This window comes from Streptomyces sp. NBC_00353 (assembly GCF_036108815.1).
Classification (GTDB): Bacteria; Actinomycetota; Actinomycetes; order Streptomycetales; family Streptomycetaceae; genus Streptomyces.
The window spans coordinates 5,388,858-5,405,072 of record NZ_CP107985.1 but is presented as its reverse complement, the minus strand read 5'-3'; the positions used below and the strand labels follow the sequence as shown (position 1 = coordinate 5,405,072).

Genomic DNA, 16,215 nt, shown 5'->3' with positions numbered 1-16,215 from the left:
GTGGACCTGGCCCTGCTGCGTACTTTCGTGACGGTGCACCGGGCCGGATCCTTCACCCGGGCCGCCGCGCTGCTCGGCCTCTCCCAGCCCGCGGTCACCTCGCAGATACGCACACTGGAACGGCAGCTGGGCCGCCCGCTCTTCCTGCGCAGGGCCCGCGGCGTGACCCCGACGACCATGGGCGACGAACTCGCGCACCGGGCCGCCCCCCATCTGGACGCGCTGGTCGAGATCGCCGAGAGCGGGGTCGACGAGGAGTCGACCGTACGGACGCTGCATCTGGCCGGGCCCCCGGAATTCGTCTCGCTGCGCGCTCTGCCCGCACTCACCCCCCTCGTCTCCCACGGCCTCGCCCTGCGCAGCTCGTTCCTCGCCAACGCCGAGGAGACGCTGGAAGGCCTCGCCGCCGGACACCATGATCTGGCCATCGCAACGGCCCGGCCGCGCGGTGGGCTGCTCACCGCGACTCCGCTCTGCGACGAGGAGCATGTGCTGGTCGCTTCCCCGCGCTGGGCCGCGCGCCTCGGCCCCGGCACGCTGCGGCACAAAGGTCCTGTGGTGCTGGAGCAGCTGCCGGTGGTGGAAGTGCACGAGAGCCTGCCGTTCGTCTCCCGCTACTGGGCGGCTGTCTTCGACTGCCGTCCCACGGCCGCGGGCACCGTCATAGCACCGGATCTGCGGGCTGTCCTGGAGTGCACCGCCGCGGGCGCCGGGCTTGCCGTACTGCCGCGCTATCTCTGCGAGGGGCCGCTGGAGCGCGGCGAGGTGGTGGCGCTCCTGGACCCGCCGGTCCCGCCGCTGCGCACCTACTTCCTGGCCGCGCGGACCGGCACACTCGCCCTGGCTCACATCGCGCGGGCGCACGAGTGGCTGGTGCGCGCTGCAGCCGACTGGTGACCCCCGGGCGTGCGGGTGTTTCAGAACGGGTTCTGTGGGCCACTCTCTTGCCATGACCGAACGTCCTGTGGTCAAGCGCACCGCACGCGCCATCTTGCTCGACGGCAACGACCTCATCCTCATCAAGCGCACCAAGCCTGGGGTGGATCCGTACTGGCTCACGCCGGGCGGCGGGGTCGAGCCCGAGGACGCAACCGTTGTCGACGCTCTGCACCGCGAGGTGGACGAGGAGCTCGGCGCCAAGATCACCGATGTGGTCCCCTGCTTCGTCGACACCGTGGAGCACATCGAGGGCGGTGGGGTGAAAGGCGTGAAGGTGCAGCACTTCTTCGTCTGCCGGCTGGACTCGATGGACCTGTCCCGCCGGCACGGCCCCGAGATCGAGGATCCGTGCGGCGAGTACGACGTCGTACGGGTGCCGTTCAGCCGGATCGGGATCGCCGCCGTTCATCTCGTACCGCTGTCATTGCGGCACTACCTGGACGGCAATATCGAGGGCGTGCGGGCGATGCACGCGCCGGACCTGGGCTGATCCGGGACACCGGGACCTGCTTCTGCCTGCTCCTGCTCCAGCTGGGGCAGGCTCGTGTTCAGGCCGGGCCCGTCGTGGGTGCCAGTTCCTCGACGGAGTCGTATCGGATGCGCCCGGGCGGCATGCCGATGCCCGTGAGTACGTCCACGCCGCTGCGGATCATCCCCGGCGGGCCCGAGAGATAGGCGTCGTACTCGTGCCACGGGCCGAGCTCGCGCACCGCGTCGGGCAACAGGCCCTTCAGTCCCCTGCCCGACCCGCCGGAGACCACCGGGCGGACAGCGAGCCAGGGAAAGGTCTGCTGGAGCCGCAGCATCGTGTCGATGTCGTACAGGTCGCGGTCGCTGCGTGCACCGTAGAAGACCTGCATCGGGCGCCGGTCGCCGTGTTCGGCGACATCCTCGACGAGCGCCTTGATGGGTGCGATGCCCGTGCCGCCTCCCAGACAGAGCAGACCGTTGTGGGTGGTGTGGTCGACCGTCATCGAGCCGGTGGGCGGGCCGAGCCGCAGGACATCGCCGGGGCGGGTCCGGTGCACCAATGCGTTGGAGACCCAGCCCGCCGGAACCGCCTTGATGTGGAACGTGAGCAGACCGTCGGGCCGTGGCGCCGAGGCGAAGGAGTAATGCCGCCAGATCCGCGGCCACCACGGGGTTTCCAGGGCGGTGTACTGGCCGGCCAGGAAGGGGTAGGCCTGGTCGGGGCGGAGCGTGAGAATCGCTATGTCGGGCGTTCTGAGGTCATGGGAGACGACCTCCGCGACCCACCAGGCGGGCGCTCGTTCCTCGTCCTCGGCGGCCGCGTCGATCATGATCTGCGACAGGGTGGTGTAGGTGCGGATCCAGGCCGCCTCGGCCGCCCCGTCCCACGTGGTGGCGTAGCGGCTCAGGGCGCCGAGGAGGGCCTCGCCGACCGCCGGATAGTGCGTGGGCAGGGTGCCGTATTTGCGGTGTCCCCGGGCCAGTCCGCCGAGGTACGCGGTTAGCCCATCGGGGTCGTCCATGCGGTCGGCGGCCGTCAGGAGCGCCCGCAGGAGACGGTCTCGCTGGGTGTCCATCGCGGCCGGGAACAGGGCGCGCAGTTCGGGGTGGCGGACGAAGAGCAAGGCGTAGAAGTACGAGGTGGCCTGGTCCGCGACAGGGACGATCTCCGTCAAGGTGCGGTGGATCAGGGTCGCATCGGGAGATCTGAGAGTTTCGTCGCCGGGCATGGTGGCCGGAGCGTCCATAACTGTGCCTCGCCTCGAACATCTTCTGGTCGCCTTGCGTGCCGACAGTGCTCGCAGCCACCGCGTGCGGCCCCTCGCCCCAGCATGCCTGCGCCGACTCCAGGCCGGACAAATAACGGAAAGTCCGGGTATCCGAACCACGTTTCCCGTTACGCTCCCTTGCCCCATGGCCGTACCCGGAATCCACGGCAGGGCTTCGACCCACCGCACCCGCCCGGAGAGTGCGACAGGAGGGCACCACGTACGCCCGAGCAAGTACGCACGGATACTCCCGCTGCCGGACGCCCAACTGCCTTTGCCAGGCACCGTGTTTCACGTGAAACCACTCAAGCGTCCCGCTCGCCGAAGTCTCCTGGTCGCCCATGTCGCGGTCTCCGTCAGTTGGCTGGGCCTCACCGTCGGCCTGCTGACACTCGGGATCACGGCCTTCCTGACCGGCGATACCACCACCGCGCAGGCCGCGACCCGCGCCATGAAGATCTTCGGTGACTGGTTGGTCGTGCCCGTCGCTCTGGTCTCGCTCCTCAGCGGTCTCGTGCTGGCGCTCGGCACCCCGTGGGGCCTGGCCAGACACCGTTGGGTCTGGACGAAGTTCTGGCTCACTCTGATCACCACGGCCCTGTCGATCTTCTCGCTGCGACCGGGCATCAACGAAGCCGCGGCACAGGGCGCCGTCGACATCAATCTGGTCGTCGCGCCTTCCGTGGCAACAGCCACATATCTCTTCATCACCGCGGTCTCGGTACTGAAGCCATGGGGGCCGACCCGGCGCGGCCGACGGCTACGCGTCTCGGCCAGTTCCGGTAAAGCGGTGGACGAGCGATCACTGCGTCGGACAGCCTGAACCTCATGCCCAGCCCACTGCCCCGTCCGCACGCCGACGCACCCGTCCGGCGTCTCACCCGGGGAGACCTGGTCCCCTGTGCCGATCTCTGTGAGGACCGCGGCTGGCCGCGTGATGAGCTCCGATGGGGCCTGCTCCTCTCCGCGGGGACGGGCTACGGCATCGACGACCCCGAGGGCAAAGGCCTGATGGCCGCCTGTGTGCTGACCTCCTACGGCCAGGGCCTCGCCGCCATCGGCATGCTGCTCGTCGCCGAGCGGTACACACGGCAGGGGATCGCCCGTCGTCTGATGGGCCATGTGATCGAGGCGACCGGGGATACCTCGCTCAGTCTGTACGCGACGGAGTCGGGGCGGCCGCTCTACGAAGAGCTCGGCTTCGAAACGGTGGGGCGGGCAGAGCGAGTGATCGGGCACTTCCGGCCGAGCGACGCATCGAGCGACGGCGTTCCGACGGCAGGTGCCGTAACCGTCCGCCCGGCCGCCGCCGGGGATCTGCATGCCATGCTCCGGCTGGATACCGAGGTCTTCGGTGCCGACCGGACGCACCTTCTCGCCCGGCTGCCGGCGTTCGCGGACCACCTGCGGGTCGCGGAGGACGACGGTGAGCTGGTGGGTTACGCGGCGATCTGGCCGAGTGAGCGGATCCATGCGGTCGGTCCGCTGATCGCCCGGGACACCGACACGGCGAAGGCGCTCGTCACCTCGCTCGCGAAGGCAACGGACCGTCCCCTTCGCGTGGATATCGACGCACGCCACGAGGAGCTGCTGAGCCTGCTCAAGGAGTGCGGTCTGCAAGCCGATTCCGGTACCACGGTGATGACCTACCGGGCCCCGGAGCTGCCGGGCGACTGGACCCGTCGCTTCGCGCCGCTGACTGTGGCGACGGGCTGACGCCGACCGGTCGGCCGAAGTGTTGTCAGCCCGCGCAACCGCGAATGTCCGCCCCCGAGTGCCGTGGCTCTCCAGGCGCTCGGGAACGGACATTCATGCGTTTCCTCTGTCTGTGCGGTGGTTCGCCGACTAGGCGAGCGCCTCCACAGCAGCCGTCGCGAAGCCGTGGTCCTGCTCGGGTGCGCCGCCGCCCACGCCGACGGCGCCGATCAGCCGGCCGTCACGAAAGACCGGGACCCCACCGGCGATGAAGAGCAGCGGCCGGTCAAGGGCGGTCGGCAGGGTGTGGAAGAGCCCGCCCGGCTGGACCGCGTCGACGAGGTCGGCGGTCGGGGCACCGAGCTGGAGGGCCGTGTACGCCTTGCGGGTGCTGGTCTCCCCCGCGATGAGAACGGCCCGGTCGTCGCGCCGGAAAGCCAGCAGGTGACCGCCCGCGTCGAGGACCGTGACGGCAGCGGTGACACCGGCGGCCTCCGCGGCGGTGCGAGCAGTGGCGATGAGCGCTTCCGCGTCCTGGATGGTCAGCGGTGTGACGGCGGCCGGCGAGAGGGTGGTGGTCATGCGGGATATCTCCTTGGTGCGGTGGGGCGTATGTACGTGTGGTGGCTGCGGGGGTGTCAGCGCCGGGCTTCGGCGACTGCGACCGGCTCGGGGACGTGACCGGCGACGCGTCGGCTGTGCGTGACCGTCCGGCGTTCCAGGACGCTGGAGAGGACGGCGAGGACCAGGGCAGATGCGGCCAGTGCGGCGCCGACCCAGTTGGGTGCGGTGTAGCCGAGGCCCGCCGCGATGACGATGCCGCCGAGCCACGCCGACAGTGCGTTGCCGAGGTTGAAGGCGCCGATGTTGACGGCGGAGGCAAGGGTCGGGGCACCCGCGGCCTGGTCGAGCACGCGCTTCTGCAGCGGCGGTACGGTCGCGAAGCCCAGGCCGCCGATCAGAACGATGGTGACGGCTGCCGCGATCTTGTTGTGGGCGGTCAGGGTGAACAGGGCCAGGACCACGGCGAGGGCGCCCAGTGACACGTACAGCATCGGCATCAGGTGGCGATCGGCGAACTTGCCGCCGAGCAGATTGCCCCCGACCATGCCGAGCCCGAAGAGGACCAGCAGCCATGTGACGGAGGACGCGGAGTAGCCCGCGATCTCGGTCATCATCGGCGTGATGTAGGTGATCGCAGCGAAGACACCGCCGAAGCCCAGGACGGTCATCGCCATGGCGAGCAGCACCTGCACATTGCGGAACGCGGCCAGCTCGTGGCGGAGCCGTACGCCCTCGGCCCTCGGCTGCTCGGGAACCAGCTTGGCCACACCGAGGAGGCCGACGACTCCGAGGGCCGCGACGATGAAGAACGTGGTGCGCCACCCGACGCTCTGCCCGATGTACGTGCCCAGCGGTACGCCGACGACATTGGCGACGGTGAGGCCGGTGAACATCATGGCGATCGCGCCGGCCTTCTTCTGCGGGGCGACCAGATCGGCCGCGACGACCGAGCCGATGCCGAAGAAGGCGCCGTGGGCGAGTGAGGCGATCACCCGTCCCGCGAGCATCACGCCGAAGACGGGGGCTACGGCGGACACCGCATTGCCCAGGATGAACAGCCCCATCAGGAGCAACAGCATGCGTTTGCGGGTGACCCGGGTGCCGAGGACCGTCATCAGCGGGGCACCTAGTACGACACCGAGGGCGTAGCCCGTGACCAGGAATCCTGCGGTCGGGATGGAGACCTGGAAGTCCGCAGCAACCTCGGGGAGCAGCCCCATGATCACGAACTCGGTGGTTCCGATACCGAATGCCCCGATGGCGAGGGCGAGGAGCGCGAGCGGCATGGGTTTCACCTTCCCAGAAGATTGCGTCTGCGCCTTACAAGCGTCGACAATAATTGCAGACGCCGATTAATTGCAAGCGCGGGCTATTGCAGATGTCCCCTATCCTGGACGGAAGCAGCTCCCGCACGGAGGAGAGACCATGACAGCGACGGATCCCGCACTGACCGCCCTCTCCCAGGGCTGGTGCGCCCTCTCCCTGCTCCACGGCAACATCGAGGCCCGCATCGAACGGGCCCTGCAGTCCGGGCACGGCCTCAGCGTGCGGGAGTACTCCCTGCTCGACGTCCTGAGCCGGCAGCACAACGGCCCGGGCGGCCATCTCCAGATGAAGCAGGTCGCGGACGCCGTCGTACTCAGTCAGAGCGCCACCACTCGCCTGGTCACCCGTCTCGAGGACCGGGGGCTGCTGACCCGGTACCTCTGCGACACCGACCGCCGCGGCATCTACACGGATGTCACCGAAGCCGGCCTCACTCTTCTCGCCGAGGCCCGGCCGACCAATGACACGGCGTTGCGTGCCGCTCTCGACGAGGCCGCCAAGAATCCCGAGCTGGCTCCCCTCGTCAGGACGGTCGAAGAGCTGAAGGTCCCCGCGCGGACCGTGTGATCTGCGTAGTCTGCCGGTCATGAGCGATCTGGAGATACGGCCTGCCGCCCTCACCGACATCCCGGCCGTCGTGGCCATGCTGGCGGACGATCCACTGGGCGCACAGCGCGAGTCACCGGATGACCTCGCCCCGTACCGCGCCGCGTTCCAGCGGCTCGCCCACGACCCGAACCAGCATCTGGTAGTCGCCGTACGCGACGGCGCTGTCGTGGGGACCCTGCAGCTGACCGTGATCCCCGGGCTGTCCCGGCGCGGCTCGACGCGCTCGATCATCGAGGGCGTCCGTGTCCATGCCGATGAGCGCGGGAGCGGCCTCGGCACTCGGCTGATCCAGTGGGCCGTGGACGAATCCCGGCGCCAGGACTGCCAGTTGGTCCAGCTGACGTCCGACGCGACCCGGACCGATGCGCATCGCTTCTACGAGCGACTCGGCTTCATCGCCAGCCATGTGGGCTTCAAGCTCGCCCTCTGACCGCTGCTCCCAGCCGGACGGCGGGATCCCAAGGACCGAAGGAGGTCCCGGTGCACGGCATCAGCGACGCACAGCGCAGGACCAGGCTCGGCCGGCGCCATCTCCTGGCACCCTCCGTACGGGCAGCGTCGGCGGACTCCGTGGCCGACGCGGTCGTGGCTCTGCACGCCACCGACGCGGCCACGGTCTTTCTCTCCGTCTGCGCCCGGCTGTCCGAGGCAAGCGTCGGCGCGGTGGAACGGGCTCTCTACGAGGATGTCTCGCTGGTCCGGCTGCTCTCCATGCGCAACACCCTCTTCACCGTGTCGCACGGGCTCGCTCCGTACGTCGACGCGTCGAACGCCCGGGCTGTGGCCGCCAAGGAGCGCCGGACCTTCCTCAAGCACCTGCGGGACGACGGGCACGGACTGGACGCGCACTGGCTCGCCGAGACGGAGAAGGAGACTCTCGCCGCCCTGACGGCTCGCGGCTCCGCCACCGGCAGTGAGCTGTCCGCCGCCGTACCGGCGCTGCGTACGAAGATCACGGTCTTTCCCGGCAAGAAGCAGGAGACGGTGCAGGGCGTCGCCACACGCGTCATACGAGTGCTGGCGGCCGACGGCCTGATCCGCAGGGACAGGCCGCGCGGCTCCTGGACGTCCAGCCAGTTCCGATGGACAGCAGCCGAGCCCTGGCCCGCCCGGGAGCCCGCAGCAGCACAGGCGGAACTGGCCCTGCGCTGGCTCCGCTCGTACGGCCCAGCGACCGAGGCCGACCTGAAGTGGTGGACGGGCTGGAGCCTGGGCCAGGTACGCCAGGCGCTGGAAGCCGCCGGAGCCGAGGAGGTCCGGCTCGACAACGGTGCCACGGGCTGGGTCTCGCCGGGGGACACGGAACCCGAACCGGTCCTGGAACCCTGGGCGGCGCTGCTGCCGGCCCTCGACCCGAGCGCGATGGGCTGGGCCGATCGCGGCTTCCACTTTCCGGCCGAGTACCGGGCGGCGCTATTCGACCGGGCCGGCAATGTCGGACCGACGGTGTGGTGGAACGGCCGGATCGTGGGCGGCTGGGCTCAGCGCGCCGACGGTGAGACGATGTGGCGGCTGTTGACCGACGCCGGCCGGGAGGCCACCACCGCGATCGAGGCGGAGGCGTCCCGGCTGTCGGGATGGGTGGGTGAAACGCGGATCACTCCGCGTTTCCGTACGCCATTGGAAAGGGAGTTGACGGCCTGAGCGGCCCGCGTCGGCGGCCTGTATCGGTCACCGCGCGTCGCGTTTCACGTGAAACCTGAGGCCGACGCGGCACAGGGCCGCGACGGCGTGACACTCAGGCGCCGAGGCCTCGCCAGCCCTCTGCGTCCACCCCACCGGGGACGGCCGATGCAGGGTCGTACGGTTCACGCGTGAAGACGAACGACCCCAGGTCGAGGTGGCTCACGCTGCCGTCGCCGGCCCTGACGACGCGGAGCGTCTCTCCGGCGTAGTACCCGTCCAGACCGATCCAGCTGCCGTCAGGCTGCGCGACGAAGCGGGCGCCACGGCCACTGCCACGCAGCGGCTGCAGTGTCAGCCCCCCGTCCGCGGTCAGCTGCAGGATGTTCGGACGCGTGCCCCAGTACCAAGGACCGGTGAGGGCGAGGAGTTCCGCGTCGACCTCGGTCAGCGGACGCCAGGGCTCCGGGATACGGGGCTCGGCCTCGGCGACGATCCCCACGAGGTCTGCGGCGACCTCACCGACGAACAGTCCCGAGGTGGTGTTGGTGAGCACCACCGCAGCCACATCGTCCTCGGTGCTGAGCCAGAGCGCTGCCAGGAAGCCCGGCAGCGAACCGGTGTGCCCGAGAAGGGTGCGCCCGTCCTGGTGTACAACCTGCAGGCCGAGACCGTAATTGCCCTCCCAGTCACCGGACTCGGGCGGCGCCGACGGCGCGCGCATCTCCTCCACCGAGGCGGCGCCGAGAACCCGGTCGTCCCCCTCGGCGAGGAAGGAGGCGAATCGGAGGAGGTCGGTGGCCGTGGACCAGAGCTGCCCTGCCGGAGCCATCAGGCCGAGGTCCTCGGCAGGTTCGGGCAGCAAGGCATCGGCCCAGGGATGCACCGCCCAGCCACCCGCGTGCGGCGCCTGCGGCTGGGTGGACGTACGGCTCATGCCCAGCGGCTCCAGAATCTCGCGCTCCAGCACCTCCGCCCAGGATGCCCCGCGTACCGCCTCGATCAGCGCGCCGAGCAGTGTGTAGCCGGGGTTGGAGTAGTGATGCCGTCGGCCCGGAGGATGCATCCGGGTCTGCTCGCCGAGGACATCGGCGAGTTCGGGACGGAGCGTGCCCGGCGTCCGCTCCCACCAGGGTGCGGGCGACTCGGCGCCCAGTCCCGCGCTGTGGCCGAGCAGCTGAAGGATGCTGACACCGCCGACGCCTGTGCCGGGCAGATGCTTCTCCAGTGGGTCGTCGAGATCCAGCAGGCCCTCGTCGCGCAGCCGCAGAACCAGTACGGCGGTGAAGGTCTTGGTGAGGGAACCGATCCTGAACTGCGTATCGGCGTCAGGGGCATGGCCGTCGACGCAGCTGCGGGAGCCGCTCCAGACGGTCCGGCCCTGGCGCTGCACCGCGGCGACGATTGAGGGGGCGCGGCCTTCGGCCTGCGCAGTGGCGATGCGGTGCAGCAGAGCGCGCTGTGTGCCGGGAAGCAGTTCTTCTGAGTGGTAGGTCATGGTCAACAAGTACCGGCGCAACCGCTCCGTGGCGACCTCATTTCGCTGTATGCGGGCCGAGAGGTCAGCGCTTGCGGCTGTACGTCCTGACCAACACCCCGTTGTCGAAGATACGCACCGACTCCAGCGCGAACTCGGTGGCCGCGAAATCCGAACCGAACATGGGCATGCCCGATCCGTAGACCAGCGGATACGTCTTGATCACGAGCTCGTCGATCTCGTCGAGCAACTCCCCCGCGAGCTGTGAGCCGCCGCAGAGCCAGATTCCGAGCTCGCTGTCCTGCGCCTTGAGTTCCCGCACCCTGCCGACCACATCGTCCGAGATGAGCTCGACGTTCGGGTCGGGCGATTCCTTCAGGGTCCGCGAGGCCACGAGCTCACGCAGCTGGGCGTACGGACTGGTGATGTTCATGTCCAGCGCCAGCTGGTAGCTGCCCCTTCCCTGGATCACGGTGTCGAACTTCTGATTCTCCGCGTCGTGAAAGCCGAGCTGGCGGCGGCCCTCGGTCGCAACCGTCTCCGGATACTGGGACGTGAGGAACTCGATGAACTCCTCGTTCACGAACGGGTACATGGACGACGCGTCGCCGCCCGGGTCCCCGATGAAGCCATCGATGGAGCAGGCAATGAAGTAGGTCAGCTTTCGCACGAGGTCCCCGTTCGATGAGGGTTGGCGGAGCGCTCAACCACTACACTCATAGTGCTTCATATGTAGTGGTTGAGCAATCCCTTTCCACCGATGAGCCAAAGGATGCGGAGATACGCATGGTCAGGAACCCCGAGCGCAGGACGGCGCTCGTCGACGCGGCCATCGAGGTGCTGGCGCAAGAGGGCGCACGAGGACTCACCTTCCGCGCGGTCGATGCACGGGCGGGCGTCCCCGTGGGCACATCGTCCAACTACTTCACCGGTCGGGACGATCTGTTCATGCAGACGGGTGTCCGGATCACCGACCGGATGACACCGGACCCGGTCGGGGTCGAGGAGGCCATGCGCCCGACGCCCTCACGCGAGCTGGTCACCGAGCTGATGCAGTGGCTGGTGCAGCGCATGGCGGACGACCGCACCGGCTATCTCGCCATGCTGGAACTGCGTCTGGAGGCCACCCGCCGGCCGGCCCTCCGCGACCACCTCAACCGAACTGTTCGCGCCGACCTGGACGAGAACGCCCGCTTCCACCGGGAGGCCGGCCTGCCGGGCGATGCCGACGCCTTCCTCGTGCTCTACCTCGCCATGACGGGCCTGCTGCTGGATCACTTCACCTTGCCCGGCATGCTCACCGGCGGCGACACCGCCGACCGCGACCTGGCCCGGCTGGTGGAGACGATCGTCACGCGGATCATCCCGACGGAGTGACCACGTCGGGCGAACGCGGCAAGCATGGCCGGGCCGCCCTCGCGCAATCCCGGCCCCCGGTGCGTCACACACGGCCCACCGGGGAACGCACCCAGGTCACGGCGATGTTCCGCCGGGCACACCTCAGGTCTGCGCCATGTCCACGAAGCGTGAGTAGTGGCCCTGGAACGCCACGGTGATCGTCGCCGTCGGACCGTTACGGTGCTTGGCCACCATCAGGTCCGCCTCGCCCGCTCGCGGGGACTCCTTCTCGTACGCGTCCTCGCGGTGCAGCAGGATCACCATGTCGGCATCCTGCTCGATGGAGCCGGATTCACGCAGGTCGGACACCATCGGCTTCTTGTCCGTGCGCTGCTCAGGACCACGGTTCAGCTGGGACAGCGCGATGACCGGCAGCTCCAGCTCCTTCGCCAGCAGCTTGAGGTTTCGGGACATGTCCGAGACCTCCTGCTGACGGCTCTCGGCCCGCTTCGAACCACCGGACTGCATCAGCTGCAGATAGTCGATGATCACCAGCTTGATGTCGTTCCGCTGCTTCAGACGGCGACACTTCGCCCGGATCTCCATCATCGACAGGTTCGGCGAATCGTCGATGTAGAGCGGGGCGGCCGAGACGTCCGGCATCCGGCGGGCCAGCCGCGTCCAGTCCTCGTCGGTCATCGTGCCGGAGCGCATGTGGTGCAGCGCCACCCGCGCCTCGGCGGACAGCAGACGCATCGCGATCTCGTTGCGCCCCATTTCGAGGGAGAAGATCACGCTGGGCAGGTTGTGCTTGATGGAAGCGGCCCGGGCGAAGTCCAGGGCCAGCGTGGACTTACCCATGGCCGGGCGTGCCGCGATGACGATCATCTGGCCTGGGTGCAGGCCGTTGGTCAGCGCGTCGAAGTCGGTGAAGCCGGTCGGTACACCGGTCATCTCACCGGAGCGCGATCCGATCGCCTCGATCTCGTCGAGTGCGCCTTCCATGATGTCGCCGAGCGGCAGATAGTCCTCGCTGGTGCGCTGCTCGGTGACGGCGTAGATCTCGGCCTGCGCGGAGTTGACGATCTCGTCGACATCGCCGTCGGCCGCGTATCCCATCTGCGTGATCTTCGTGCCGGCCTCGACGAGCCGCCGCAGGACCGCCCGCTCGTGGACGATCTCCGCGTAGTACGAAGCGTTCGCCGCGGTCGGCACGGACTGGACGAGAGTGTGCAGATAGGGGGCGCCGCCCACCTTGGTGATCTCGCCGCGCTTGACCAGCTCGGCCGCGACCGTGATCGGGTCGGCCGGCTCGCCCTTGGCATAGAGGTCGAGGATCGCCTGGAAGACGGTCTCATGGGCGGGGCGGTAGAAGTCGTGCCCCTTGATGATCTCCACAACGTCGGCGATGGCGTCCTTGGACAGCAGCATGCCGCCGAGAACCGACTGCTCGGCGTCGAGGTCCTGCGGAGGTACACGCTCGAAGCCGGGCGATCCGCTGTCCCAGCCGCTGCTCTCCCGGCCGCGGTCGTGCTGCTCACCACGTTCCCGGCTGTCACCGCGACGCTGGCGAGAAACAGGCAGACGGTCACTGGGACCGGCGTCGGTCCAGGGGTCGTCCAAAGGCTCGGGAATACTCACCGGCCACCTCCTCCCGTCCGCTCCGCGGACCCTCGCCGTGCCACTCCTTCTTACGGCACAGCACCGACAATCAAGACGCTCGACTCCGGTTCCATCACGTCGAGCTTCTGTGGGATTCCAGGGCTGAAACGGGGTGTGGGCGCCGGTCCACGGTAGGCGCCCCGGCACCGTCAGCCAATCTGGTTATCCACAGGGCATGTGGACGACGGATCAGATGCTGTGGAGAACTCCGCAGAACCTGTGCACGGAGCGGGGGACAGCACTGTGGACAAACTCATAACGCGGCCATGACCACTGCCGTGACCTGGCCTTTCTCCGTCCACGGGCTGTGGGGGAGAAAAACTTTCCGACTCGGCACAAGATCACGGCAAACCAGGTGCAGAAGAACACAACACACCAGCAAATGTAAGGACCACTATCGCATTGCATCCGTTACCTGTGGAAGGTTAGATTGGCGCCTATGACCCTGGCCCCAGCGACCTCGCACTCCAGCCGCCGACGGCACGATCGCGAGATCATCGCGCTCGCCGTCCCCGCCTTCGGCGCACTCGTGGCCGAGCCGCTCTTCGTCCTGGTCGACAGCGCCATCGTCGGTCATCTGGGCACACCGCAACTGGCCGGCCTGGGCGTCGCCGCGGCACTGCTGACCACCGCCGTCAGCATCTTCGTCTTCCTCGCGTACGCCACCACGGCAGCGGTCGCCCGGCGGGTAGGGGCAGGCGATCTTGCCTCCGCGATACGGCAGGGTATGGACGGCATCTGGCTGGCCCTGCTCCTCGGCGTCGCCGTCATAGCCGTGACGCTTCCCTCGGCCTCCTGGCTCGTCGGGATCTTCGGCGCCTCCGACACCGCTGCCCCGTACGCCACCACCTATCTGCGGATATCCAGTCTCGGCATCCCCGCCATGCTCATCGTGATGGCCGCGACCGGCGTGCTCCGCGGCCTGCAGGACACCAGAACCCCGCTCTATGTCGCCATCGGCGGCTTCGCGGCCAACGGCGCCCTCAACGCGGGTCTTGTCTACGGCGCCGGGCTCGGCATCGCCGGATCGGCCTGGGGCACGGTCATCGCCCAGTTCGGGATGGCTGCCGCCTATCTGATCGTGGTGGTACGGGGAGCACGTCGGCACGGGGCTTCGTTGCGCCCCGACGCGACAGGGATCAGGGCCAGCGCGCGGGCCGGCGTCCCCCTGCTGGTCCGTACGCTGTCGCTCCGTGCCGTACTGATGATCGCCACCGCCGTCGCCGCACGCCTCGGCGACACCGATATCGCCGCCCACCAGATCATCCTCTCCCTGTGGAGCCTGATGGCTTTCGCCCTCGATGCCATTGCCATCGCCGGGCAGGCCATCATCGGCCGCTATCTGGGAGCCAATGACACCCAGGGCGCACGTGAGGCATGCCGTCGCATGGTCCAGTGGGGCATTGCCTCGGGTGTGGTGCTCGGGGCACTGATCATGCTCGCCAGACCCCTGTTCATCCCGCTCTTCACCGGCGACGGAGCAGTGCAGGACACACTCATCCCGGCCTTGCTGGTGGTGGCGCTGTCCCAGCCGATCGCCGGCGTGGTCTTCGTCCTGGACGGTGTACTCATGGGCGCGGGGGACGGCCGTTACCTCGCCTGGGCCATGCTGATCACTCTGACCGTCTTCGCTCCGGTCGCCCTGCTTGTGCCCACGATCGGCGGGGGGCTGACGGCTCTGTGGTGGGCGATGACCCTGATGATGACAGTGCGCATGGTGACGCTCTGGCTGCGGACTCGTTCGGGCAAGTGGATCGTCACCGGGGCCACCCGCTGACCACCGGCCGCGGAGCCTGTTTCACGTGAAACGACGAGGGGCCGCACTCCCGTGGAGTGCGGCCCCTCACCTGCTCTGGTGAGCTCTGCCCTTAGGCAGCAACGACCTCGATGCCGAGCTTCGCCGCAACCTCGGGGTGCAGACGCACGGACACCTGGTGTCCGCCGAGCGTCTTGATCGGCGAGCCGAGCTCGACGCGACGCTTGTCGACGTCCGGGCCACCGGCAGCCTTGATCGCCGAGGCGATGTCGGCCGGGGTGACGGAGCCGAAGAGACGGCCGGCGTCGCCGGAGCGAACAGCCAGACGGACCTTCACGGCCTCGAGCTTGGCCTTGACCTCGTTGGCCTGCTCGATCGTCGCGATCTCGTGGATCTTGCGGGCGCGGCGGATCTGCGCCACGTCCTTCTCGCCGCCCTTGGTCCAGCGGATGGCAAAGCCACGCGGAACCAGGTAGTTACGGGCGTACCCGTCCTTGACGTCGACGACGTCGCCGGCAGTGCCGAGGCCGGAGACCTCGTGGGTGAGGATGATCTTCATTATTCGGTCACCCTTCCCTTATCGCGCGGTGGACGTGTAGGGCAGCAGCGCCATCTCACGGCTGTTCTTGACTGCCGTGGCGACGTCACGCTGGTGCTGCGTGCAGTTGCCGGTGACGCGGCGGGCACGGATCTTGCCGCGGTCGGAAATGAACTTCCGCAGCATGTTCGTGTCCTTGTAGTCCACGTACTGGGTCTTGTCCTTGCAGAACGCGCAGACCTTCTTCTTAGGCTTGCGCACAGGCGGCTTCGCCATGGTGTTTCTCCTGTGTGATCAAGAAGTGGGGGTACGAGCTTCCCTAGAAGGGAGGCTCGTCCGAGTAGCCGCCACCAGAACCGCCGGAACCGCCGGAGCTTCCGCCCCAACCGCCTCCGCCGCCCTGCTGACCCCCGCCCTGCTGGCCGCCGGCCGGCGCGCTGGTGGCCCACGGGTCGTCGGCGGGAGCACCGCCGCCACCCTGCTGGCCACCGCCACTGGGACCGCCGCCCCAGTTGCCGCCGCCCTGCTGGCCACCGCCGTAACCACCCTGGCCGCCCTGGCCACCGCGACCGGTGGTTTTGGTGACCTTGGCCGTGGCGCTCTTGAGGCTGGGGCCGACTTCCTCGACGTCCAGCTCGTAGACCGTGCGCTTCACGCCCTCGCGGTCTTCGTACGACCGCTGCTTCAGCCGGCCCTGCACGACAACGCGCATGCCTCGCTGGAGCGACTCGGCGACGTTCTCCGCCGCCTGTCGCCAGACCGAGCAGGTGAGGAACAGGCCTTCGCCGTCCTTCCACTCATTGGTCTGCCGGTCGAAGATGCGGGGAGTGGACGCGACACGGAACTTCGCGACCGCCGCACCGGACGGGGTGAAGCGCAGCTCGGGGTCGTCGACGAGATTGCCGACGACCGTGATGACGGTCTCGCCTGCCATGGGTGAACCTCTCGG

18 protein-coding genes are annotated in these 16,215 nt (G+C 68.6%); 9 read left to right on the top strand and 9 right to left on the bottom strand.

Annotated elements, in window-relative coordinates:
• Together OHA88_RS24475 and OHA88_RS24470 are read left to right on the top strand one after the other, a co-directional pair.
• Positions 1 to 897, top strand: coding sequence for a LysR family transcriptional regulator (locus OHA88_RS24475; RefSeq protein WP_328627074.1), 897 nt, complete (start codon positions 1 to 3; stop codon positions 895 to 897).
• A gap of 52 nt (positions 898 to 949) precedes the next feature.
• On the top strand, positions 950 to 1,429 hold the full coding sequence (locus tag OHA88_RS24470; protein ID WP_267004160.1) for an NUDIX domain-containing protein: 480 nt from the start codon (positions 950 to 952) through the stop codon (positions 1,427 to 1,429).
• A gap of 58 nt (positions 1,430 to 1,487) precedes the next feature.
• Here the strand turns inward: OHA88_RS24470 and OHA88_RS24465 are convergent, their stop codons facing one another.
• The gene (locus tag OHA88_RS24465) at positions 1,488 to 2,825 is read right to left on the bottom strand and encodes a globin domain-containing protein (RefSeq protein ID WP_443044381.1); all 1,338 of its coding nucleotides are present in this window, start codon (positions 2,823 to 2,825) and stop codon (positions 1,488 to 1,490) included.
• Positions 2,826 to 2,973: 148 nt separating this feature from the next.
• Here OHA88_RS24465 and OHA88_RS24460 point away from each other — a divergent pair, with 148 nt between their 5' ends.
• Both OHA88_RS24460 and OHA88_RS24455 read left to right on the top strand, forming a co-directional pair.
• Positions 2,974 to 3,501 (top strand): DUF2269 domain-containing protein, encoded by a 528-nt coding sequence (locus OHA88_RS24460; protein ID WP_267004158.1) that lies wholly within the window; start codon positions 2,974 to 2,976, stop codon positions 3,499 to 3,501.
• 5 nt (positions 3,502 to 3,506) lie between these two features.
• Positions 3,507 to 4,394: a GNAT family N-acetyltransferase gene (locus tag OHA88_RS24455; RefSeq protein WP_328627072.1), complete on the top strand. Its 888-nt coding sequence runs from the start codon at positions 3,507 to 3,509 to the stop codon at positions 4,392 to 4,394.
• Positions 4,395 to 4,523: 129 nt separating this feature from the next.
• On the opposite strand, the gene OHA88_RS24450 is transcribed toward OHA88_RS24455, so the two are convergent.
• Together OHA88_RS24450 and OHA88_RS24445 are read right to left on the bottom strand one after the other, a co-directional pair.
• Positions 4,524 to 4,955, bottom strand: a complete 432-nt coding sequence (locus OHA88_RS24450; RefSeq protein ID WP_328627071.1) for a GlcG/HbpS family heme-binding protein — start codon at positions 4,953 to 4,955, stop codon at positions 4,524 to 4,526.
• Positions 4,956 to 5,011: 56 nt separating this feature from the next.
• A complete protein-coding gene (locus tag OHA88_RS24445; RefSeq protein ID WP_328627070.1) occupies positions 5,012 to 6,223 on the bottom strand; it encodes an MFS transporter in 1,212 nt (403 codons plus the stop codon).
• 139 nt (positions 6,224 to 6,362) lie between these two features.
• On the opposite strand from OHA88_RS24445, the gene OHA88_RS24440 reads away from it, so the two are divergent.
• From OHA88_RS24440 to OHA88_RS24430, 3 genes are read left to right on the top strand one after another with little or no spacing between them, the layout of a single operon-like run.
• Positions 6,363 to 6,830: a MarR family winged helix-turn-helix transcriptional regulator gene (locus OHA88_RS24440; protein WP_328627069.1), complete on the top strand. Its 468-nt coding sequence runs from the start codon at positions 6,363 to 6,365 to the stop codon at positions 6,828 to 6,830.
• 19 nt (positions 6,831 to 6,849) lie between these two features.
• Positions 6,850 to 7,302: a GNAT family N-acetyltransferase gene (locus OHA88_RS24435; RefSeq protein ID WP_328627068.1), complete on the top strand. Its 453-nt coding sequence runs from the start codon at positions 6,850 to 6,852 to the stop codon at positions 7,300 to 7,302.
• A gap of 50 nt (positions 7,303 to 7,352) precedes the next feature.
• Complete coding sequence (locus OHA88_RS24430) at positions 7,353 to 8,516, top strand: winged helix DNA-binding domain-containing protein (protein ID WP_328627067.1); 1,164 nt, start codon at positions 7,353 to 7,355, stop codon at positions 8,514 to 8,516.
• Between the two features lie 94 nt (positions 8,517 to 8,610).
• Here OHA88_RS24430 and OHA88_RS24425 read toward each other — a convergent pair whose 3' ends face one another.
• Positions 8,611 to 9,993 (bottom strand): serine hydrolase domain-containing protein, encoded by a 1,383-nt coding sequence (locus tag OHA88_RS24425; RefSeq protein ID WP_328627066.1) that lies wholly within the window; start codon positions 9,991 to 9,993, stop codon positions 8,611 to 8,613.
• Between the two features lie 64 nt (positions 9,994 to 10,057).
• Entirely contained in the window at positions 10,058 to 10,642 is a 585-nt protein-coding gene (locus OHA88_RS24420) for a dihydrofolate reductase family protein (RefSeq protein ID WP_328627065.1), read from the bottom strand.
• Between the two features lie 116 nt (positions 10,643 to 10,758).
• On the opposite strand from OHA88_RS24420, the gene OHA88_RS24415 reads away from it, so the two are divergent.
• Positions 10,759 to 11,349, top strand: coding sequence for a TetR/AcrR family transcriptional regulator (locus tag OHA88_RS24415; RefSeq protein WP_328627064.1), 591 nt, complete (start codon positions 10,759 to 10,761; stop codon positions 11,347 to 11,349).
• Between the two features lie 123 nt (positions 11,350 to 11,472).
• On the opposite strand, the gene dnaB is transcribed toward OHA88_RS24415, so the two are convergent.
• Positions 11,473 to 12,933: a replicative DNA helicase gene (gene dnaB, locus OHA88_RS24410; RefSeq protein ID WP_267008045.1), complete on the bottom strand. Its 1,461-nt coding sequence runs from the start codon at positions 12,931 to 12,933 to the stop codon at positions 11,473 to 11,475.
• Positions 12,934 to 13,411: 478 nt separating this feature from the next.
• Between dnaB and OHA88_RS24405 the strand changes: the two genes are divergently transcribed.
• On the top strand, positions 13,412 to 14,749 hold the full coding sequence (locus tag OHA88_RS24405; RefSeq protein ID WP_328627063.1) for an MATE family efflux transporter: 1,338 nt from the start codon (positions 13,412 to 13,414) through the stop codon (positions 14,747 to 14,749).
• Between the two features lie 91 nt (positions 14,750 to 14,840).
• Here the strand turns inward: OHA88_RS24405 and rplI are convergent, their stop codons facing one another.
• From rplI to OHA88_RS24390, 3 genes are read right to left on the bottom strand one after another with little or no spacing between them, the layout of a single operon-like run.
• Entirely contained in the window at positions 14,841 to 15,287 is a 447-nt protein-coding gene (gene rplI / locus OHA88_RS24400; protein WP_030930556.1) for a 50S ribosomal protein L9, read from the bottom strand.
• An 18-nt stretch (positions 15,288 to 15,305) separates the two neighbouring features.
• Positions 15,306 to 15,542, bottom strand: coding sequence for a 30S ribosomal protein S18 (gene rpsR, locus OHA88_RS24395; protein WP_003967857.1), 237 nt, complete (start codon positions 15,540 to 15,542; stop codon positions 15,306 to 15,308).
• 43 nt (positions 15,543 to 15,585) lie between these two features.
• Positions 15,586 to 16,200 (bottom strand): single-stranded DNA-binding protein, encoded by a 615-nt coding sequence (locus OHA88_RS24390; protein WP_030930554.1) that lies wholly within the window; start codon positions 16,198 to 16,200, stop codon positions 15,586 to 15,588.
• Positions 16,201 to 16,215: the final 15 nt, after the last annotated feature.